Raw genomic sequence first — 19,602 nt, 5'->3', positions numbered from 1 at the left:
AACGCAACGGAAATCTGACAGGCATACACAGGAAATATGGGCCAGCCCGACTCCCCGCCGCTGACGGGTTACCGCATCGCGGTGACCTCGAGTCGGCGTTCCGAGGAGCTATGCGCGCTGCTCAGCCGCCAAGGCGCCGAGGTGTGCAGCGCGCCGGCGATCAACATGATCGCCCTGCCCGACGATGACGAACTGCACAGAAACACCGAGGCGTTGATCGCCGAGCCGCCCGACATCTTGGTCGCGCACACCGGCATCGGGTTCCGCGGCTGGCTGGCCGCGGCCGAAGGCTGGGGGTTGGTCAGCCCGCTGCTCGACGCTTTGTCGAACGCGCGGATCGTCTCGCGCGGCCCGAAGGCCACCGGGGCGCTGCGCGCCGCGGGCCTGCACGAGGAATGGTCACCGGATTCCGAATCCTCGCAGGAAGTGCTGGAATACCTGCAGAAGTCGGGGGTATCGGGGGCGCGGGTGGCGGTCCAACTGCACGGCGCCGCCGATGCGTGGGATCCCTTCCCGGAGTTTCTGGGCGGCCTGCGGCTGGCGGGGGCCGACGTCGTGCCCGTCCGGGTGTACCGGTGGAAGCCAACACCGTTGGGCGGCACGTTCGATCAGCTCGTGATGGGGATCGCGGGCCGGCAGTTCGACGCGGTCACCTTCACGTCGGCGCCCGCGGCCGCGGCCGTGCTGGAGCGCGGCCGCGAGCTAGACGTCGAAGACCAACTGCTGGGGGCCCTGCGCACCGACGTGCACGCGATGTGCGTCGGCCCGGTGACCTCCAAACCGTTGATCCGAAAGGGCGTGCCGACGTCATCGCCGGAGCGAATGCGATTGGGCGCCTTGGCCCGTCATGTCGCCGAGGAACTCCCGCTGCTGGGTTCGTGCACCGTGCGGGCGGCCGGCCACACGGTCGACATCCGCGGCACCTGCGTGCTGGTGGACGGCGCGATCAAGGTGCTCTCGCCCTCCGGCATGGGGATATTGCGGGCGCTGGCGAAACGCCCCGGCGACGTCGTCCCGCGGGCCGACCTGTTGCGCGCGCTGCCGGGCAACAGCAACGACCCGCACGCAGTCGACACCGCAGTGCTGCGGCTGCGAACGGCTTTGGGCGACAAGAACATCATCGCGACGGTGGTCAAGCGCGGCTACCGGCTCGCCACCGAACAACGGGCTGACTCCGCATGGCACTGATCCTGGTTGCGCACGGCACCCGCAGGCCCGAGGGCGTGGCCATGGTCGAAGGCCTTGCCGCGCAAGCAAGTTCGCTGATCGGGCGGCCCGTGGAGGTCGCGTTCGTCGACGTGTTGGGGCCCACCCCCAGCGAGGTGCTGTCGCGGGCGCGGGCCACGGGCCGGCCCGCCATCGTGCTGCCCGCGTTCTTGTCCCGCGGTTATCATGTCCGCGCGGACCTACCGGCCCACGTCGAGCTCAGTGGGCACCCGAACGCCGTGGTCACACCGGCACTGGGCCCCAGCGGTCAAGTCGCCCGAATCGTCGGCGATCAACTGGTCAAATGTGGTTGGCGCCCAGGCGATTCGGTGATCCTTGCGGCGGCGGGCACATCGGACACCCGCGCGCGCGCCGACCTGCACACCACCGCGACGCTGGTGTCGGCGCTGACCGGGGCACGGGTGAGCCTGGCGTTTGCGTCGACGGGGGATCCGCGGCTGCCCGAGGCGGTGGACGAGGCGCGGCGCCGGGCGCGCAGCAGCGATGCGCGCGTCGTGGTCGCCTCGTACCTGCTGGCCGACGGCCTCTTCCAGGAACGGCTGCACGCCTGCGGCGCCGACCTGGTCAGCCAGCCGCTGGGCACCCATCCCGGCCTCGCCCGCCTGATCGCCAATCGCTTCCGCCGGGCCATGCCACCGGCCCTCGCCCGCACCGCCCGGCACGCGTCGCGCCGATCCGGCGCGCAGCGCTTGGTTCACGACCGGGTCATGTGGCCGAATTCCGCAGCCTGAGAATGGCCTGACCGCTTCGGCCACGGGCGCGCCGACGACCGGCGACGCTTGATCTTTGGTCCGATACCGGCGATCCTGGCACCATGCCCCGTCGCGAAGAGCCGTCGCGAGGGCTCCTTGACCCGGTCGCCAAGATGCTGCGGTTGCCCTTCGGCACACCGGAATTCATCGACAAAATCGTCACCGGCGGGGTCAACCAGGTGGGCCGGCAAACGTTGCGCATGCTGATCACCACGTGGGATGCGGCGGGCGGCGGCCCCTTCGCCGCCAGCGCGATAGCGTCCACCGGCATGGCCAAGACCGCCGAGACCGTGCAAAGCATGTTCGTCGGCCCGGTTTTCGGACCCCTGCTGAAACTGCTTGGGGCCGATAAGGCCGCCACCCGGGCATCGCTGTGCGCCTCGCAGCTCGTGGGCCTCGGCATCATGCGCTACGGCATCCGCTCCGAGCCGCTGCACTCGATGTCGGTCGACGCGATCGTCGACGCCATCGGCCCGACGATGCAGCGCTACCTCGTCGGCGACATTACCCGCTAGGCGGCGATCCGACCGACCTGGACGAAGCCGTCGGCGGTGACGCGCGCCGGGTACACCGGCACCGAATAGTTCGGATCATCCAGGCAGGTACCGTCTTCCAGCGAGAAGGCCTGTTTGAGGATCGGCGATTGCACCGCCACGCGGCCGCCGCGGTCCCCGACGATTCCACGCGAGAGCACCGCCGCGCCGGAGAACGGGTCCACGTTGCCCACGGCGTACACCTCGCCATCGTCCAGCCGGAACAACGCGGCCTGGGAGCCGTCGTCGAGCAGCACGCCGACCCCACGACCCGGGATCAGGCGGTCGTACTCGCAGGCCGTGGTCCATACCTGAATGTCGTTGAGAAGTGTCATGATTGTTCTCCAGCTCCCGTACGGATCTTCGGCATCCCAATGGACACAGGGATTTTGCGACCGGCGTGTTCGGTGAATTCCACCGTCGAGTCGACGACGTCCGGGGCGTTGACGAACGAGACGAAGTGCGACAGCTTGTCCGGGTCGTCGAGCACGCCCTTCCATTCACACTTGTAGTTCTCCACGTGCCGCTCCATCGCGGCCTCGAATTCCCCGGCCAGCCCCAGCGAGTCCTCGCACACGACCTCGCGGACGTGGTCGAGCCCGCCCTCGAGCGAATCGACCCAGGGCGCCGTGCGCTGCAGCCGGTCGGCGGTCCGGATGTAGTACATGACGAACCGGTCGACGTAGCGGACCAGCGTCTCGGTGTCCAGGTCGCTGGCCAGCAGCTGGGCGTGCTTGGGCGTCATCCCGCCGTTGCCGCCGACGTAGAGGTTCCAGCCCTTTTCGGTGGCGATGACGCCGACGTCCTTGGAGCGCGCCTCGGCACACTCCCGCGCGCAGCCCGAGACGCCCATCTTGATCTTGTGCGGCGCCCGCAGACCCCGGTACCGCAGCTCCAGGTCGATGGCCAACTGCACCGAATCCTGCTGGCCGTAGCGGCACCAGTCGGTGCCGACGCAGCTCTTCACCGTGCGCAGCGCCTTGCCGTAGGCGTGGCCGGACTCCATGCCACCATCGACCAGCCGGCGCCAGATCTCCGGCAACTGGTCCACCCGGGCGCCGAACATGTCGATCCGCTGGCCGCCGGTGATCTTGGTGTAGAGCCCGAAGTCCTGGGCGATCTGGCCGATCAGGATCAGATGCTCGGGCTTGATGTCGCCACCGGGAACCCGCGGCACCACCGAGTAGCTGCCATTCTTCTGGATGTTGGCCAGGAAGTGGTCGTTCGAATCCTGCAGCGAGGCCTGCTCACCCTCGAGGATGTGGTCCGAGCCGGTGGACGCCAGGATGGACGCGACCACGGGTTTGCAGATGTCGCAACCCTTTCCGCGTCCGAAGCGCTCCAGCAGGCCGGAAAAGGTGCGGATCTCGGTGGCCGAGATGATCTCGAAGAGCTCGGCCCGCGACTGGCTGAAGTGCTCGCACAGCGCCTTGGACTGTTCCACGCCCTCGGCTTCCAGCAGCTGCTTGAGCAGCGGCACGCATGACCCACACGAGGTGCCGGCCGCGGTGCACGACTTCAGCGACGGCACGTCGGCGCAGCCGTCGGCGATCGCGCACTTCAGGTCGCCCTTGGTGACGTTGTTGCACGAGCAGATCTGCGCGGAATCCGGCAGCGCGCCGACCCCGAGCGCCGGCGCCTCGCCGGATACCGGCGCGATCAGTGCGAGCGGATCGCCGGGCAACTCGCTGCCGACCATCGGCCGCAGCACCCCGTACGCCGAGGCGTCGCCCACCAGGACCCCGCCGAGCAGGGTCTTCGCGTCGTCGGACAACACCAGCTTGGCGTAGGTCCGCTTGACCGCGTCGTTGATCGCGACCTCGAGGCAGTTCTCGGTGACCCCCATCGCGTCGCCGAAGCTTGCGACGTCGACGCCGAGCAGCTTGAGCTTGGTCGACAGGTCGGCCTCGCCGAACTCGGCGGCACCGTCCAGCAGGCGATCGGCCACCACCTCGGCGGAGGTGTAGCCGGGACCCACCAGGCCGTAACAGCGACCCTGGATCGCGGCGACCTCGCCGACCGCGTAGATGTCCGGATCGCTTGTGCGGCATGCCAAGTCGGTGAGCACACCGCCGCGTTCGGCAAGCTCCAAGCCCGCCGCCCTGGCCAGTTCGTCGCGCGGCCGGATGCCGGCCGCGAAGATGACCAGCCCGGCGTCGATGACCTCGCCGTCGGTCAGGCGCACCCGCACCGACGACACCCCGTCCGAGTGGTCGATCGCCTCGATCGATTCGGTACCGGTGCCCACATGGACCGCGATGCCCAGCTCACCGATCATCTTGGCCAGCAAGGCGCCGCCGCCCTCGTCGATCTGCTGGGCCATCAACCGCGGCATCATCTCGACGACGTGCGTCTGCAAACCGAACTGGCGCAGCGCATTAGCGGCTTCCAGACCCAGCAGGCCGCCGCCGATCACCACGCCCGCGGGGGCGCGACCGGCGTCTACCGTCCGCTGGGCGTCGGCCCGGATGGCGTCGAGGTCGTCCAGCGTGCGGTATACGTGGCACGCCGGCAGGTCGTGGCCCGGCACCGGCGGGACGAAAGCATACGACCCGGTGGCCAGCACCAGCGTGTCGTAGCCGTGCCGCTGCCCGTCGGCCGTCACCACCGCCTTCGCGTCGCGGTCGATTTTGGTAACGCGAGCATTCAGTACCAATCGAACCTGTTCGTCACCCGCGTAGTCGTTGCCCGGCAGCGCCAGCAGCTTGCGGTCCCAGCTTTCGGTGTACGAGGTCAGCCCGACGCGGTCGTAAGCCGCGTCCGCCTCCTCGGCGAAAACCGTGATACGCCACAATCCTTCGGTGTCGCGCGCGCGGAGCGCCTCGACCAGCCGGTGCCCCACCATGCCGTGCCCGACTACGACAATGTGACGGCCCGCACAGTGCGCGCGCGAAATCCCGTCTGCAGCCATGGCTTTGAGATTAGCGGCCGGAAATTACCGCGATTTCGCTCAATGTGACGGTCCTATGACGAGGATCTCACAACTCACAGGGGGCCTTGTGAATATTCGTTCGCCCACGGCGAACGCCTAGGTGGAACTTTAGCGTGGTCGACTCATGTTTCCTCTTGTAGCCGGCCAGAAGGGCGCCGGACACAGCAAACCCACAACAAAGCTCAAGGAAGCACAAGGAGATCGCCATGAGTAACGTCGCATTGTGGTCGCGGCCAGCCTGGAACACCGACCGGTGGTTGCGCGACTTCTTCGGCCCCGCCGCCGCATCGGATTGGTACAAGCCGGTGACCAGCGGTTTCAACCCCGCCGCGGAGATCGTCAAGGACGGCGAGGACGCGATCGTACGGGTCGAACTCCCCGGCGTTGACGTCGAGAAGGACGTCAACGTGGAGGTGGACCGCGGCCGCCTCGTCATCCACGGCGAACGCCGGGATGAGCACTCGGAGGAGAAGGACGGGCGCACCCTGCGCGAGGTCCGGTACGGCTCCTTCCGCCGGTCCTTCGCCCTGCCCGCCCACGTCACGGGAGACGCGATCACGGCTTCCTACGACGCCGGGGTCCTCACCGTGCGGGTCACCGGCGCCTACGCCGGCAGCCAGGCGCAGCGCATCGAGATCACCAAGTAAAAAGTAGGCAACGAGCCGGCGGGGTCAGTGGCCCCGCCGGATTCGCTTGCGCCACAGCGTGTTCGGCGCGGATCAGCCCCAGCGGGCCAGCAGTTCCTTCGCCCGGCCGCCCAGCGCGGCCTGAAAGAACGGGCCGAAGCTGATTCGCGCCACGCCCAGCGGCCCGAACGTCGACGGGTCGTCCTGGTCGGGCAGCGCGATCGCGTTGACCGGCAGCGGCAGCTCTGCGGCCAAGCGGCGCAAGGTATCCGGGTCGTGGCGACCGACCGGGTACAACACGTCGGCGCCCGCGTCCGCCGCCTGGGTCAGCCGCGCGACGGCCCTGTCGACCCGGTCCGACGCGTCACCGTCCTGGCGCAGGAACAGGTCCGTGCGGGCGTTGATCACGACGTGCACCCCGGCCGCGTCGGCGGCCGACCGCAACGCCCCCACCAGTTCGGCGTGCTCGCCGGCGGACCGCAGCCGCTTGCCCTCGGAGTGCACGGTGTCCTCGATGTTGAGGCCGACCGCGCCGACGCCCAGCAGGCCGTCGATCAGGCGCTCGGCGGCGAGCCCGTAGCCGGATTCGACGTCGACCGACACCGGGGCGTCGACCGCGTCGGTGATCTGGGAGACGCGCGTCAGCACGTCGTCGAACGACATGCCCTCCCCGTCCGGTTTGCCGATCGAGTCCGCCAGTGGGTGGCTGCCCACCGTCAGGGCGGCGAAACCCGCGTCGACTGCGAGGCGGGCCGACCACGCGTCCCACACGGTCGGCAGGATCACCGGGTCGCCGGGCCGATGCAGAGCGAGCAGCGCCGTGGCCCGCTCGGCGACGGTTTGACCGCTCATGAGGTGTTTGCTCCTCGATCGCCCGAAGTGTTCCGTCTGACATCAAGGCTGTGCGGTGGATAGTATTCGGAAGCGTACTGTGATCCGTAACACCGTCTGCCCGAGGAGATCCGTTGAGCACCACGACTGAACTCGCCGAACTTCACGACCTGATCGGCGGCCTGCGGAGGTGCGTGGGCTCGTTGAAGAGTCGATACGGCGACAGCCCGGCGATGCGGCGGATCGTGATCGATGCCGACCGGATCCTCTCCGACGTCGAACTGCTCGACACCGACGTGTCCGAATTGGACTTGGCGCGCGCCACCGTGCAGCAGTCCGGCGAGAAGATCGTCATTCCCGACACCCAGTACGACAGCGACTTCTGGCGCGATGTCGACGACGAGGGTGTCGGGGGTCACAGCAGGTCCTGACAACCGCGGACAACCCAAGCCCCCCGGAAATGAGGGGGTGCTCTCTGTGTACCCTTCGACCAACAGCCCGTTCGAAGAGGAACACTAGATGAGCGCACCCACGGCGAACCGTCCTGCGTCAGGTGTCTTTTCACCCGCGCGCGCCCGCATCCCGCAACGCACCCTACGCACCGACCGGTGGTGGATGTCGCCGCTGCGGATCGACTTGGGCTTCGCCGCCTTCCTCATCTACGCGACCGCGCGCGCGTTCCAGCAGGATTACTTCTTCGTCCCCAAGTACCACTACCTGACGCCGTTCTACTCACCCTGCGTGAGCAAGGCCTGCGGCGAGGCCGGCGACTTCTGGCCCCAGATCTTGCCCGACGTGTGGTGGTTGCCGTACGCGGCGCTGACCCTGCCGTTCCTGCTGCTGTTCCGGCTCACCTGCTATTACTACCGCGGCGCCTACTACCGGACGGTGTGGCAGTCCCCCAGCGCCTGCGCGGTGGCCGAGCCGCGTGTCCACTACACCGGCGAGACCAGGTTCCCCCTGATCGTCCAGAACAGCCACCGGTACTTCTTCTACATCGCGGGCATCATCTCGGTGATCAACACCTACGACGCGATCATCGGTTTCCACTCCGACTCGGGCCCGCACGGCTTCGGGTTCGGCCTCGGCAACCTGATCATGGTGGGCAACGTCATCATGCTGTGGGTCTACACGCTGTCCTGCCATTCCTGCCGGCACGTCACCGGCGGGCGGCTCAAGCACTTCTCCAAGCACCCTGTGCGGTACTGGATCTGGACCCAGGTCAGCAAGATCAACACCCGGCACAAGCTGTACGCCTGGGTCACGCTGGGCACCCTGATGCTCACCGACTTCTACATCGCGCTGGTGGCCAGCAACACCATCCCTGACCTGAGATTTGTTGGCTGAGAAGCCATTCGAACAACAATTCCGGACTTAGCTAGCGAGGGTTTTCATGGTTGAGGTCGAGCGGCATGGCTACGACGTAGTCGTCATCGGCGCCGGCGGCGCGGGGCTGCGCGCGGTCATCGAGGCGCGGGAACGCGGCCTCAAGGTCGCGGTGGTGTGCAAGTCGCTGTTCGGCAAGGCCCACACGGTGATGGCCGAGGGCGGGTGCGCGGCGTCGATGGGCAACACCAACCCCAAGGACAACTGGAAGACCCACTTCGGCGACACGATGCGCGGTGGGAAGTTCCTCAACAACTGGCGGATGGCCGAGCTGCACGCCAAGGAGGCGCCGGACCGCGTCTGGGAGCTGGAAACCTATGGGGCGCTGTTCGATCGCCTCAAGGACGGCAAGATCAGCCAGCGCAACTTCGGCGGGCACACCTACCCGCGCCTGGCGCACGTCGGTGACCGCACCGGCCTGGAGCTGATCCGGACCATGCAGCAGAAGATCGTCTCGCTGCAGCAGGAGGATTTCGCCGAGCTCGGCGACTACGAGGCGCGGATCAAGGTGTTCGCCGAGTGCACCATCACCGAACTGGTCAAGGACGGTGACGCGATCGCCGGCGCGTTCGGCTACTGGCGCGAGACGGGTCAGTTCGTCCTGTTCGAGGCGCCCGCGGTGGTGCTCGCCACCGGCGGCATCGGCAAGTCGTTCAAGGTCACCTCGAACTCGTGGGAGTACACCGGCGACGGGCACGCGCTGGCGCTGCGGGCGGGTGCGTCGCTGATCAACATGGAGTTCGTCCAGTTCCACCCGACGGGCATGGTGTGGCCGCCCAGCGTGAAGGGGATCCTCGTCACCGAGGGCGTCCGCGGTGACGGCGGGGTGCTGAAGAACTCCGACAACAAGCGGTTCATGTTCGACTACATCCCACCGGTGTTCAAGGGCCAGTACGCCGAGACCGAACAAGAGGCCGACCAGTGGCTCAAGGACAACGACTCGGCCCGCCGCACTCCCGACCTGCTGCCCCGCGATGAGGTCGCGCGCGCGATCAACTCGGAGGTCAAGGCCGGCCGCGGCAGCCCGCACGGCGGCGTGTTCCTCGACATCGCGTCCCGGCTGACGCCCGAGGAGATCAAGCGGCGCCTGCCGTCGATGTACCACCAGTTCAAGGAGCTGGCCGGCGTCGACATCACCAAGGAGCCGATGGAAGTCGGGCCCACCTGCCACTACGTGATGGGCGGCGTCGAGGTCGACGCCGACACCGGCGCGGCCACCGTGCCGGGCCTGTTCGCCGCGGGCGAGTGCTCCGGCGGCATGCACGGCTCCAACCGCCTGGGCGGCAACTCGCTTTCGGACCTGCTGGTCTTCGGCCGGCGCGCCGGCCTGGGCGCGGCCGACTACGTGCGGGCGCTGAGCAGCCGTCCGACGATCTCGGCCGAGGCCGTCGAGACCGCGGCGCAGCGGGCGCTGTCCCCCTTCGAGGCACCGCCCAACGGCGCCCCGGCGGAGAACCCCTACACGCTGCAGCTCGAGCTGCAGCAGTCGATGAACGACCTGGTCGGCATCATCCGCAAGGCGGACGAGGTGTCCGAGGCGCTGGCCCGGCTCGACAATCTGCGCGAGCGGTTCAAGAACCTGCACGTGGACGGCGGACGGCGGTACAACCCGGGCTGGAACCTGGCCATCGACCTGCGCAACATGCTGCTGGTCAGCGAGTGCGTCGCCAAGGCGGCGCTGGAGCGCACCGAAAGCCGCGGCGGCCACACCCGCGACGACCATCCGTCGATGGATTCGTCGTGGCGCAAGGTGCTGCTGGTCTGCCAGGCCGCCGGCGGCGACGAGGTGATCCCGGACATCAGCATCACCCGCAAGGATCAGGTGCCGATGCGATCCGATCTGCTGGAGCTCTTCGAGATCTCCGAGCTGGAGAAGTACTACACCGACGATGAGCTGGCCGAGCATCCAGGACGGAGAGGCTAATGACCTACAACGCGACCATGCGTGTGTGGCGCGGTGACGATGCCGACGGCGCGCTGCAGGACTTCACGGTGGAGGTCAACGAGGGCGAGGTGGTGCTCGACATCATCCATCGCCTGCAACAGACCCAGACGCCCGACCTCGCGGTGCGGTGGAACTGCAAGGCGGGCAAGTGCGGTTCCTGCTCGGCGGAGATCAACGGCGTCCCGCGGTTGCTGTGCATGACCCGGATGTCGACATTCGCCGAGGACGAGGTGGTGACGGTGACGCCGCTGCGGACGTTCCCGGTGATCCGCGACCTGGTCACCGACGTCTCCTTCAACTACGAGAAGGCCCGCGAGATCCCCGCCTTCGCGCCGCCGAAGGATCTGCAGCCCGGCGAGTACCGGATGGCCCAGGAGGACGTGCAGCGCTCGCAGGAATTCCGTAAGTGCATCGAGTGCTTCCTGTGCCAGAACGTGTGCCACGTGGTCCGCGACCACGAGGAGAACAAGAAGGCGTTCGCCGGACCGCGCTTCCTGATGCGGATCGCCGAACTCGAGATGCATCCGCTGGACACGATGGACCGGCGCAACCAGGCGCAGGAGCAACACGGCCTCGGCTACTGCAACATCACCAAGTGCTGCACCGAGGTCTGCCCCGAGAACATCAAGATCACCGACAACGCGCTGATCCCGATGAAAGAGCGGGTCGCCGACCGCAAATACGACCCGGTGGTGTGGCTGGGCAACAAGCTGTTCCGGCGCTGACCGGGCGTTAGCCCGTCCGAGGCGCCGGGTACCCGCATAGCAACCCAACCTGAAGGCAGCGTGGGAGATATGCGAGAAACCACCAGCGTCAATGAAATTCGAACGGCGATCCGGGAGCTCTCGGCCCGCGCCGACCTTGCGCACAAGGAAGGCCGGGACGACGACGCCGCCGAGATCGAGCAGCGGATAGCGGGCTTCCGGGCGGAGCTCGGCCGCCGCCCGTAGCGGTGTTCAGGCGCCGAGGCGCCGAAACACGCTGCGATGGAACACGATCGGCGCGACGTCGGCGTCGATGGTGACTTCGTTGACCCGGAGCACCACGATGGTGTGATCCCCGGCCGGGATCAGCTGTTCGATCGCGCTCTCCAGCCACAGGCCGGTGCCCTTGATGAACACCGCGCCGCTCTCCCGCGATTCCGTCTCCAGGCCGGCGAACCGGTCGCCGGTCTTGGCGGCCAGCGTTCGCGCGGCCTCGTCATGGGCCTCGCCGAGCACGCTGATGCCCAGCATGGGCAGGTCTTTGAGCTTGGGCCACGTCGTCGACGTGTTCTGCACGCAGAACGACACGAGCGGCGGGTCCAGTGAGACGGGCACAAAGGTACTGGCCGCCAGGCCCTCCCGGGTGCCCTGGACTTCGGCGGCGATGGCCACCACCCCCGAGGGGAAGTGGCCGAAGGCCTCGCGAAGTGTGGACGGTGTCAGGTTCGTGTGCGAGTTCACCGGAATTCATTCGCCCCTTGAGCCGAGAACGGGATTCTCGTCCCCGACCCTACCTGCCGAATACCCGTGCGCTGAAGCCACATCGGGGTGCGCGCGCAACCGGCTCTTCCAAGCGTTGCGGCCGTAGACGGAGAAGATGGGATCCGCCGGGTCGGCCACGCGGCCGGCGCGCGCCCGCAGTTCCGGGGGCAGCGTCAACACGGGGATCTGCGCGTCCAGGCGCGGGTTGAAGAAGTACGGCACCGAGATGCGATCCGCCCGCTGCCCGTCCAGGGTCACCCGGTGCTCGGTGGCCCGCAGGTAGCCCCCGGTCGCCACCTCGAGCAGCTCACCGATGTTGACGACGAATGCGCCGTCGGTGGGCGGCACGTCGATCCACTCCCGGGCGCCGGGCCGGCGGACCTGCAGACCGCTGCTGCCCGGCTCGGCCAGCAACAGCGTCAGCACTCCGGAGTCCTTGTGCGGGCCCACGCCCTGCGGCGAGGCCGCGCTTCGCGGATAGCGCACGATCTTGATCAGGGTGGCGGGCGTCTCGGCGAAGGCCGGCTCGAACACGCCCGGCGGACTGCCCAGGGAGGCCGCCCAGTGCCGGAGCAGGGTGCGGGCCACCCCGGACAGCGCGGCGTCCCAGTCGGCGATGATGCCGGGCAGCTCGGGCAATGACGCCGGCCACTGGTTGGGCCCCTGCAACCACAGGTAGTCGGGCCTGCCGGGGCCGCCGACCGGGGCGCGTTCCGGCCCGATGTCGATCTGCTCTCGCCAGTCCACCCGGCCGCGGGTCAGCTCGCCACCCAGCTGGGTATAGCCGCGGAAATGCGGGCTACGGACCATGGCGACTGCGTCCTTCTCGGCGTCGGAGAGCTCGAACAGCCTGCGTGCCGCCTCCAGCAGCCTGCGGGAGAGCTCGCCGGGCACACCGTGGCCGGTCAGGTAGAAGAAGCCCACCTCGTGCGCGGCCTCGCGCAACCCCCGCCGCAATTCGGCCGCCGACGTGCGCAGATCCACTACGGGCAGGGAGGTGATGCATCCCATAGTTTGAGATCCGTTTCGTTATCGCCGCAGGTCAGGCCTACCGCGCGGGCTTCCCAACCGGTTGGTTAATTAGACGATGAAATTTAGCTCACATTGACTTGCGTTGAACTGTCCGAGAGCGATATTTTAGCGGTGTTACTGGTGGGTAACTTAGAAGTAGTACCCAACCACAAGGTGGCATTCTCAACGAGGAGGAACCGTAGTGAGCCACTACAAGAGCAACGTCCGTGACCAGGTCTTCAACCTGTTCGAGGTCCTGGGCGTTGAAAAGGCTTTGGGCGCCGGCGACTACAGCGATCTGGACGTCGACACCGCGCGCGAGATGTTGTCAGAGATCAGCCGGCTGGCCGAGGGGCCCATCGCCGAGTCGTTCGTCGAGGGTGACCGCAACCCGCCGGTCTTCGACCCGAAGACCCACTCGGTGACGCTGCCGGAGTCCTTCAAGAAGTCGGTGCGCGCCGTCACCGAGGCCGGTTGGGACAAGGTCGGCATCGACGAGGTTCTGGGCGGGATGCCGATGCCCCGGGCCCTGGTGTGGGCGCTGCACGAGCATCTGCTCGGCGCCAACCCCGCCGTCTGGATGTACGGCGGCGGCGCCGGGTTCGCCAACATCCTCTACCACCTCGGTACCGAGGAGCAGAAGAAGTGGGCCGTGATCTGCGCCGAGCGCGGATGGGGTTCCACCATGGTGCTGACCGAGCCGGACGCCGGTTCCGACGTCGGTGCGGGCCGCACCAAGGCGATCAAGCAGGACGACGGCTCGTGGCACATCGAGGGCGTGAAGCGGTTCATCACCTCGGCCGACTCCGGCGACCTGTTCGAGAACATCTTCCACCTGGTGCTGGCGCGTCCCGAGGGCGCGGGTCCGGGCACCAAGGGCCTGTCGCTGTTCTTCGTGCCCAAGTTCCTGTTCGATTTCGAGACCGGCGAGCTGGGCGAGCGCAACGGCGTCTTCGTGACCAACGTCGAGCACAAGATGGGCCTGAAGGTTTCGGCCACCTGTGAGCTGTCCTTCGGCCAGCACGACGTGCCCGCCAAGGGCTGGCTGGTCGGCGAGGTGCACAACGGCATCGCGCAGATGTTCGAGGTCATCGAGCAGGCCCGCATGATGGTCGGCACCAAGGCCATCGCCACCCTGTCGACGGGCTACCTGAACGCGCTCGAGTACGCCAAGTCGCGCGTGCAGGGCGCCGACATCACCCAGATGACGGACAAGACCGCCCCGCGGGTGACCATCACGCACCACCCCGACGTACGCCGGTCGCTGATGACCCAAAAGGCCTACGCCGAGGGTCTGCGTGCGCTGTACCTCTACACCGCGACCTACCAGGACGCGGCGGTCGCCGAGGCGGTGCACGGCGTCGACGCCGAGCTGGCCGTGAAGGTCAACGACCTGATGCTGCCGGTGGTCAAGGGTGTCGGTTCCGAGCAGGCCTACGCCAAGCTGACCGAGAGCCTGCAGACCTTCGGTGGATCCGGCTTCCTGCAGGACTACCCGATCGAGCAGTACATCAGGGACGCCAAGATCGACTCCCTCTACGAGGGCACCACGGCCATCCAGGCGCAGGACTTCTTCTTCCGCAAGATCGTCCGCGACAAGGGTGTGGCGCTGGCCCACGTGTCGGGTGAGATCCAGAAGTTCGTGGACAGCGAGTCCGGCAACGGCCGGCTGAAGTCCGAGCGCGAGCTGCTGGCGAAGGCCCTGGCCGACGTCCAGGCGATGGCGGCCACGCTGACCGGCTACCTGATGGCGGCGCAGGAGGACGTGACCAGCCTCTACAAGGTGGGCCTGGGATCGGTGCGCTTCCTGATGAGCGTCGGCGACCTCGTCATCGGCTGGTTGCTGCAGCAGCAGGCCGCGGTGGCCGTGCAGGCGCTGGACGCCGGCGCCAGCGGCGACGAGCGGTCCTTCTACGAGGGCAAGGTCGCGGTGGCCTCGTTCTTCGCGAAGAACTTCCTGCCGCTGCTGGCCAGCACCCGCGAGGTGATCGAGACGCTGGACAACGACATCATGGAGCTCGACGAAGCCGCCTTCTGACAGGCAGATCAAAAGCCCCGCTTCCGAAATGGGAGCGGGGCTTTTGATTGGGCGCGGTCAATCGGGCACAGACGGGCATACAAAAAGGCCGCCGCTGGATCCCCTCACTCCAGCGGCGGCCCTTCTCGTACGCCCGTCCACGCCGACCGGCGGCCGTTTCAGGGATGCCCCGTATTGCCGTCGGGGTCGGGGGGTCAGACCACAACACGGGGTCATCCGCGCATACGGTTACCCAGCCGCCGGAGTTACTAACCCGCTGTGACCGATTTCATGGAACCGCCCACCCGGCGGGGCGCTCAGGCCTCGAGGATCGCGGCCACGCCCTGGCCGCCGGCGGCGCAGATGGACACCAGCGCACGCAGCGGCTTGGCCGCACCCTTCTGCTCCGCCTTCTTCTGGGCGAGCTGCTTGGCCGCCTGGGCCAGGATCCGCCCGCCGGTGGCGGCGAAGGGGTGCCCGGCCGCCAACGACGAGCCGTTCACGTTGAGCTTGGACCGGTCGATCGAGCCGAGCGCGGCGTCGAGGCCCAGCCGCTCCTTGCAGTAGTCCTCCGACTCCCACGCCTGCAGGTGCGCCAGCACCACCGAGGCGAACGCCTCGTGGATCTCGTAGAAGTCGAAGTCCTGCAGGCTCAGGCCGTTGCGGGCCAGCAGCCGCGGCACCGCGTAGGTGGGCGCCATCAGCAGGCCGTCGCGGCCGTTGACGTAGTCCACGGCCGCCGTTTCCGCGTCCACCAGGAAGGCGAGCGGCGTCAGCGAGTGGGCGGCCGCCCACTCCTCGGAGGCCAGCAGCGCGACCGAGGCACCGTCGGTCAGCGGGGTGGAGTTGCCGGCCGTCATCGTCGCGTCGCCTGACTTCACGCCGAACACCGGCTTGAGCTTCGCCAGCTTCTCCGCCGACGAGTCCGGACGCAGGTTGTCGTCGCGGTACAGCCCGAGGAACGGGGTGACGAGGTCGTCGAAAAAGCCGCGATCGTAGGCGGCGGCCATGTTGCGGTGGCTGGCCGCGGCCAGCTCGTCCTGGTCGACGCGCTTGATGCCCATCTGCTTGGCGGTGATCGCCTGGTGCTCGCCCATGGACAGCCCGGTGCGCGGCTCGCTGTTGACAGGGATCTGGATGCCCAGGTTGGCGGGCAGCGTGCCCACCAGCCTCAGCCGCTGGACGTTGGACTTGGACCGGCGCAACTTGAGCAGCGTGCGGCGCAGGTTGTCACCCAGGGCGATCGGCGGGTCCGAGGTGGTGTCCACCCCGCCGGCGGCGGCGACGTCGTAACGGCCGGACGCGATGCCGTCGGCCGCGGCGATGGCCGCCTGCAGCCCGGTCCCGCACGCCTGCTGCAGGTCGAACGCCGGCGTGTACGACGACAGCTCGGAGCCCAGCACGCACTCGCGGGTGAGGTTGAAGTCACGGCTGTGCTTGAGCACGGCGCCGCCGACCACCACGCCCAGCCGCTCGCCGGCCAGGCCGAAGCGGTCCACCAGCCCGCCCAGGGCGGCGGTGAACATGTCCTGGTTGGACGCCTCGGCATACGCGCCGTCGGACCGGGCGAACGGGATGCGGTTGCCGCCCAGCACGGCGACGGGTCGCCGCTGCGAAATGCGCTGGTTGCTTGCCTCGGAACTTGCAGGGGCCACTGTCTTCTCCGTGTATCTGCCGTCTGTCGGTTTTGGTATGCCCGTCTGGGGCCATACTACCCACTGTTCTTACTCTGAAGTAAGTTCGTCCCCGATACGGTTGTGCTGTAGGCACACCCCGACTTCGCACGCTCATGGAAGGTAGCTCCGGTGGCTCCCAAGGTCTCGTCCGATCTGTTCTCTCAGGTTGTCAATTCCGGTCCTGGATCGTTTCTCGCCAAGCAGCTCGGGGTTCCGCAGCCCGAGACGCTGCGCCGCTACCGGCCCGGTGATCCGCCCCTGGCCGGCGCGCTGCTGATCGGCGGTGAGGGGCGGATCGTCGAGCCGCTGCGCGCCGCCCTGGACAAGGACTACGACCTGGTCGGCAACAATCTCGGCGGACGCTGGGCCGACCAGTTCGGCGGCCTGGTGTTCGACGCCACCGGGATCACCACGCCGGAGGGCCTTCGGGGGCTGTACGAGTTCTTCACGCCGCTGCTGCGCAACCTGGGCCACTCCGCGCGGGTCGCGGTGGTCGGCACCACGCCCGACGCCGCCGCCAGCCCGCACGAGCGGATCGCGCAGCGCGCGTTGGAGGGGTTCACGCGCTCGCTGGGCAAGGAGCTGCGCAACGGCACCACGGTGGCGCTGGTGTATGTGTCGCCCGACGCCAAACCGGCTGCGACGGGCCTGGAATCGACCATGCGGTTCATCCTGTCGGCCAAGTCGGCCTACGTCGACGGCCAGGTGTTCTACGTCGGCGAGGCCGACTCCACCCCGCCGGCCGACTGGGAGCGGCCGCTGGACGGCAAGGTGGCCATCGTGACCGGCGCGGCCCGCGGGATCGGCGCGACGATCGCGGAGGTGTTCGCCCGCGACGGCGCCCGCGTCGTCGCCATCGACGTCGAATCGGCCGCCGAGGCGCTGGCCGAGACGGCCAGCCGGGTCGGGGGCACCGCGCTGTGGCTCGACGTCACCGCGGACGACGCCGTGGACAAGATCACCGAGCACCTGCAAGAGCACCACGACGGGCACGCCGACGTGCTGGTCAACAACGCCGGCATCACCCGCGACAAGTTGCTTGCCAACATGGACGACGCCCGCTGGGACGCGGTGCTGGCCGTCAATCTCCTTGCGCCGCTTCGGATTACCGAAGGACTGGTGGGCAACGGCACCATCGGCGAAGGGGGCCGGATCGTCGGGCTGTCCTCGATGGCCGGCATCGCCGGCAACCGCGGGCAGACCAACTACGCCACCACCAAGGCCGGGATGATCGGTCTCACCCAGGCGCTGGCGCCGGAGCTGTACGCCAAGGGCATCACGATCAACGCCGTCGCGCCGGGTTTCATCGAGACCCAGATGACGGCCGCCATCCCGCTGGCCACCCGCGAGGTAGGCCGGCGGATGAATTCGCTGCTGCAGGGTGGCCAGCCCGTCGACGTCGCCGAGGCCATCGCCTACTTCGCCAGTCCGGCCTCGAATGCGGTGACGGGCAACGTCATCCGCGTCTGCGGCCAGGCCATGCTGGGCGCATAGGCCTGAGGAGATCGCGATGAATCAGCCAAGCGGCCTGAAGAACATGCTGCGCGCGGCGGCCGGTGCGCTGCCGCTGGTGTCCCGTGGCAATCAGCTGCCCACGCGCACGGTGACCATCGAGGAATTGCCCATCGACCAGGCGAACGTGGCCGAGTACGCGGCGGTCACCGGCCTGCGCTACGGCAACGACGTGCCGCTGACCTATCCGTTCGCGTTGACGTTCCCCACGATGATGTCGCTGGTGACCGGGTTCGACTTTCCTTTCGCCGCAATGGGTTCGGTGCACATGGAGAACCACATCACGCAGTACCGGCCGATCGCGGTCACCGACACCGTCGGTGTGCAGGTGCACGCGGAGAACCTGCGCGAGCACCGCAAGGGCCTGCTGGTCGACCTGGTGACCGACGTGAACGTCGGCAACGACACCGCGTGGCATCAGGTGACGACCTTCCTGCACCAGCAGCGCACCAGCCTGTCCGACGAGCCCAAGCCGGCGCCGCAGAAACAGCCCAAGCTGCCGCCGCCCAGCACCGTCGTGCGCGTCAGCCCCAGCCTGATCCGGCGCTATGCCGCGGTCAGTGGCGACCACAACCCGATCCACACCAACCCGATCGCGGCCAAGCTGTTCGGCTTCCCCACCGTCATTGCGCACGGAATGTTCAGCGCCGCAGCAGTATTGGCTAACGTCGAAGCGCGGCTGCCGGACGCGGTGAAGTATTCCGTGCGGTTCGGCAAGCCGCTGGTACTGCCGGCCACCGCGGGGCTCTACATCGACGAAACCCATGACGGCTGGGACATCTCGCTGCGCAACATCGCCAAGGGCTATCCGCACCTGACCGGGACGGTCCGGGCGCTCTAGTTCCAGCGGTTCTAGCCCGAATGCGTCGGGCCGCGGCCGTTGGCAAGGACTTTCAGCCCGTGCGCCCCGGTCGCGGTCAGCAGAAACAGAAGAAACAGCCACAGCGGCGGGCGGGCGAGCTCCCAGACGAAGATCGCCGCCCAGATCGGTGAGCCCTGCGTCACCGCGAGCACACCGGCGGCGCCGGCCAGCGATACCGCCGGCACGTGCAAGTGCGTCCCGACCGCCCAGTTGATCGCGAGCACCAGCGCAGCCCCCGCGGCCGCGCCGGTGGCCAGTGACGGCGTCAGCATCCCGCCGGCCCCGCCGGCGCGCAGGAACAGCGCGGTCAGCAGGGGTTTCAACGCGAGGATCGCGAGCGCCGACAACAGCGTCATGCCGCTGGCCAGGCTGACCGTCAGGATGCTTCGGCCGTTGCCGGGCAGTTCGGGCCACCAGTGCGAGCAGATGCCCATCACCAGCCCGGCGGCCGCGAGCGCGGGGACCAGCACCCAGTTCCGCATCGGCTTGGCCGGCCGGGCCGCCGCCATCAACCGGTTGAACGCCAGCCCCACCGCGAGCGCGACCGGCGCCAGCAGCAGCCCGTGCGCGGTCAGCAGGTAGGTGGACTCTCCGATCGGCCACTGCAGGTTCGGTTCGTCGCGGGTGATGGCCGAACCGACGGCGACCGCCAGGCTGGAGGAGATGAACGCCGCGCCCACCGCCCGCGGCTGCCAGGTGTTGAGCAGGATCCGCACCGAGAACAGCGCACCCGCCAGCGGAACGGCGTAGACCGCGCCCAGCCCGGCGCCGGCCGCGCAGGCCAGCAGCACCTCGCGGTCGCGCGGCGACAGCCGCCTGAGCCAGG

Annotated in this window: 19 protein-coding genes; 12 read left to right on the top strand and 7 right to left on the bottom strand. The window is 68.2% G+C overall.

Annotation, left to right across the window (positions count from 1 at the left end; genetic code table 11):
- Positions 1 to 36: 36 nt before the first annotated feature.
- The 3 genes from A5691_RS26260 (at position 37) to A5691_RS26250 (ending at position 2,494) form a co-directional block, all read left to right on the top strand.
- The gene (locus tag A5691_RS26260) at positions 37 to 1,188 is read left to right on the top strand and encodes a uroporphyrinogen-III synthase (protein ID WP_068017441.1); all 1,152 of its coding nucleotides are present in this window, start codon (positions 37 to 39) and stop codon (positions 1,186 to 1,188) included.
- On the top strand, positions 1,179 to 1,958 hold the full coding sequence (locus A5691_RS26255; RefSeq protein ID WP_068017438.1) for a sirohydrochlorin chelatase: 780 nt from the start codon (positions 1,179 to 1,181) through the stop codon (positions 1,956 to 1,958). The genes A5691_RS26260 and A5691_RS26255 overlap by 10 nt, the downstream gene beginning before the upstream one ends.
- Before the next feature lie 83 nt (positions 1,959 to 2,041).
- Entirely contained in the window at positions 2,042 to 2,494 is a 453-nt protein-coding gene (locus A5691_RS26250) for a hypothetical protein (RefSeq protein WP_067749762.1), read from the top strand.
- Here A5691_RS26250 and nirD read toward each other — a convergent pair.
- Together nirD and nirB are read right to left on the bottom strand one after the other, a co-directional pair.
- Entirely contained in the window at positions 2,491 to 2,847 is a 357-nt protein-coding gene (gene nirD, locus A5691_RS26245; RefSeq protein ID WP_067749760.1) for a nitrite reductase small subunit NirD, read from the bottom strand. The genes A5691_RS26250 and nirD overlap by 4 nt on opposite strands.
- Positions 2,844 to 5,423, bottom strand: coding sequence for a nitrite reductase large subunit NirB (gene nirB / locus A5691_RS26240; protein ID WP_082950508.1), 2,580 nt, complete (start codon positions 5,421 to 5,423; stop codon positions 2,844 to 2,846). The genes nirD and nirB overlap by 4 nt, the downstream gene beginning before the upstream one ends.
- A 227-nt stretch (positions 5,424 to 5,650) precedes the next feature.
- Here nirB and A5691_RS26235 point away from each other — a divergent pair, with 227 nt between their 5' ends.
- The gene (locus A5691_RS26235) at positions 5,651 to 6,091 is read left to right on the top strand and encodes an Hsp20 family protein (RefSeq protein ID WP_067749755.1); all 441 of its coding nucleotides are present in this window, start codon (positions 5,651 to 5,653) and stop codon (positions 6,089 to 6,091) included.
- Positions 6,092 to 6,163: 72 nt separating this feature from the next.
- On the opposite strand, the gene A5691_RS26230 is transcribed toward A5691_RS26235, so the two are convergent.
- Positions 6,164 to 6,922, bottom strand: a complete 759-nt coding sequence (locus A5691_RS26230; RefSeq protein WP_067749753.1) for an isocitrate lyase/phosphoenolpyruvate mutase family protein — start codon at positions 6,920 to 6,922, stop codon at positions 6,164 to 6,166.
- A gap of 113 nt (positions 6,923 to 7,035) precedes the next feature.
- Here A5691_RS26230 and A5691_RS26225 point away from each other — a divergent pair, with 113 nt between their 5' ends.
- The 5 genes from A5691_RS26225 to A5691_RS28455 all read left to right on the top strand — a co-directional run bounded on the left by A5691_RS26225 (position 7,036) and on the right by A5691_RS28455 (position 11,182).
- Positions 7,036 to 7,332: a hypothetical protein gene (locus tag A5691_RS26225; RefSeq protein WP_067749751.1), complete on the top strand. Its 297-nt coding sequence runs from the start codon at positions 7,036 to 7,038 to the stop codon at positions 7,330 to 7,332.
- A gap of 88 nt (positions 7,333 to 7,420) precedes the next feature.
- Positions 7,421 to 8,248, top strand: coding sequence for a hypothetical protein (locus A5691_RS26220; RefSeq protein WP_067749748.1), 828 nt, complete (start codon positions 7,421 to 7,423; stop codon positions 8,246 to 8,248).
- A 46-nt stretch (positions 8,249 to 8,294) separates the two neighbouring features.
- Positions 8,295 to 10,211 carry a fumarate reductase/succinate dehydrogenase flavoprotein subunit gene (locus A5691_RS26215; protein ID WP_067749746.1) on the top strand — a complete coding sequence of 639 codons (1,917 nt, stop codon included), beginning with the start codon at positions 8,295 to 8,297 and terminating at the stop codon, positions 10,209 to 10,211.
- Positions 10,211 to 10,957 carry a succinate dehydrogenase/fumarate reductase iron-sulfur subunit gene (locus A5691_RS26210; protein ID WP_067749744.1) on the top strand — a complete coding sequence of 249 codons (747 nt, stop codon included), beginning with the start codon at positions 10,211 to 10,213 and terminating at the stop codon, positions 10,955 to 10,957. Before A5691_RS26215 ends, A5691_RS26210 begins: the two co-directional genes overlap by 1 nt.
- A gap of 69 nt (positions 10,958 to 11,026) precedes the next feature.
- Complete coding sequence (locus A5691_RS28455) at positions 11,027 to 11,182, top strand: hypothetical protein (protein WP_197498898.1); 156 nt, start codon at positions 11,027 to 11,029, stop codon at positions 11,180 to 11,182.
- Between the two features lie 6 nt (positions 11,183 to 11,188).
- Here the strand turns inward: A5691_RS28455 and A5691_RS26205 are convergent, their stop codons facing one another.
- Together A5691_RS26205 and A5691_RS26200 are read right to left on the bottom strand one after the other, a co-directional pair.
- Complete coding sequence (locus A5691_RS26205; protein WP_067749742.1) at positions 11,189 to 11,677, bottom strand: flavin reductase family protein; 489 nt, start codon at positions 11,675 to 11,677, stop codon at positions 11,189 to 11,191.
- A 6-nt stretch (positions 11,678 to 11,683) separates the two neighbouring features.
- Positions 11,684 to 12,709: an isopenicillin N synthase family oxygenase gene (locus A5691_RS26200; RefSeq protein WP_068017433.1), complete on the bottom strand. Its 1,026-nt coding sequence runs from the start codon at positions 12,707 to 12,709 to the stop codon at positions 11,684 to 11,686.
- A gap of 202 nt (positions 12,710 to 12,911) precedes the next feature.
- On the opposite strand from A5691_RS26200, the gene A5691_RS26195 reads away from it, so the two are divergent.
- Positions 12,912 to 14,747, top strand: a complete 1,836-nt coding sequence (locus A5691_RS26195) for an acyl-CoA dehydrogenase (protein ID WP_068017431.1) — start codon at positions 12,912 to 12,914, stop codon at positions 14,745 to 14,747.
- Between the two features lie 296 nt (positions 14,748 to 15,043).
- Here the strand turns inward: A5691_RS26195 and A5691_RS26190 are convergent, their stop codons facing one another.
- Positions 15,044 to 16,345, bottom strand: coding sequence for an acetyl-CoA C-acetyltransferase (locus A5691_RS26190; protein ID WP_197498897.1), 1,302 nt, complete (start codon positions 16,343 to 16,345; stop codon positions 15,044 to 15,046).
- A gap of 186 nt (positions 16,346 to 16,531) precedes the next feature.
- Between A5691_RS26190 and A5691_RS26185 the strand changes: the two genes are divergently transcribed.
- Complete coding sequence (locus tag A5691_RS26185) at positions 16,532 to 17,896, top strand: 3-oxoacyl-ACP reductase (protein ID WP_067747413.1); 1,365 nt, start codon at positions 16,532 to 16,534, stop codon at positions 17,894 to 17,896.
- 16 nt (positions 17,897 to 17,912) lie between these two features.
- On the top strand, positions 17,913 to 18,755 hold the full coding sequence (locus A5691_RS26180) for a MaoC/PaaZ C-terminal domain-containing protein (RefSeq protein WP_067747411.1): 843 nt from the start codon (positions 17,913 to 17,915) through the stop codon (positions 18,753 to 18,755).
- An 11-nt stretch (positions 18,756 to 18,766) separates the two neighbouring features.
- Here the strand turns inward: A5691_RS26180 and A5691_RS26175 are convergent.
- On the bottom strand, positions 18,767 to 19,602 hold an 836-nt coding region (locus A5691_RS26175; protein WP_068017428.1), incomplete at its 5' end, for a chloride channel protein.

It is taken from the genome of Mycobacterium sp. E183 (assembly GCF_001667735.1).
Classification (GTDB): Bacteria; Actinomycetota; Actinomycetes; order Mycobacteriales; family Mycobacteriaceae; genus Mycobacterium.
Note: the sequence above shows the minus strand (reverse complement) of the source record. Positions and strands in the feature narration are given on the sequence as shown.

What these genes read in the sequence shown, in the direction of transcription:
- A5691_RS26260 (WP_068017441.1), top strand. Translation starts at nt 37, where the DNA reads ATGGGCCAGCCCGACTCCCCGCCGCTGACGGGTTACCGCATCGCGGTG.
- A5691_RS26255 (WP_068017438.1), top strand. Translation starts at nt 1,179, where the DNA reads ATGGCACTGATCCTGGTTGCGCACGGCACCCGCAGGCCCGAGGGCGTG.
- A5691_RS26250 (WP_067749762.1), top strand. Translation starts at nt 2,042, where the DNA reads ATGCCCCGTCGCGAAGAGCCGTCGCGAGGGCTCCTTGACCCGGTCGCC.
- nirD (WP_067749760.1), bottom strand. Translation starts at nt 2,847, where the DNA reads ATGACACTTCTCAACGACATTCAGGTATGGACCACGGCCTGCGAGTAC.
- nirB (WP_082950508.1), bottom strand. Translation starts at nt 5,423, where the DNA reads ATGGCTGCAGACGGGATTTCGCGCGCGCACTGTGCGGGCCGTCACATT.
- A5691_RS26235 (WP_067749755.1), top strand. Translation starts at nt 5,651, where the DNA reads ATGAGTAACGTCGCATTGTGGTCGCGGCCAGCCTGGAACACCGACCGG.
- A5691_RS26230 (WP_067749753.1), bottom strand. Translation starts at nt 6,922, where the DNA reads ATGAGCGGTCAAACCGTCGCCGAGCGGGCCACGGCGCTGCTCGCTCTG.
- A5691_RS26220 (WP_067749748.1), top strand. Translation starts at nt 7,421, where the DNA reads ATGAGCGCACCCACGGCGAACCGTCCTGCGTCAGGTGTCTTTTCACCC.
- A5691_RS26215 (WP_067749746.1), top strand. Translation starts at nt 8,295, where the DNA reads ATGGTTGAGGTCGAGCGGCATGGCTACGACGTAGTCGTCATCGGCGCC.
- A5691_RS26210 (WP_067749744.1), top strand. Translation starts at nt 10,211, where the DNA reads ATGACCTACAACGCGACCATGCGTGTGTGGCGCGGTGACGATGCCGAC.
- A5691_RS28455 (WP_197498898.1), top strand. Translation starts at nt 11,027, where the DNA reads ATGCGAGAAACCACCAGCGTCAATGAAATTCGAACGGCGATCCGGGAG.
- A5691_RS26200 (WP_068017433.1), bottom strand. Translation starts at nt 12,709, where the DNA reads ATGGGATGCATCACCTCCCTGCCCGTAGTGGATCTGCGCACGTCGGCG.
- A5691_RS26180 (WP_067747411.1), top strand. Translation starts at nt 17,913, where the DNA reads ATGAATCAGCCAAGCGGCCTGAAGAACATGCTGCGCGCGGCGGCCGGT.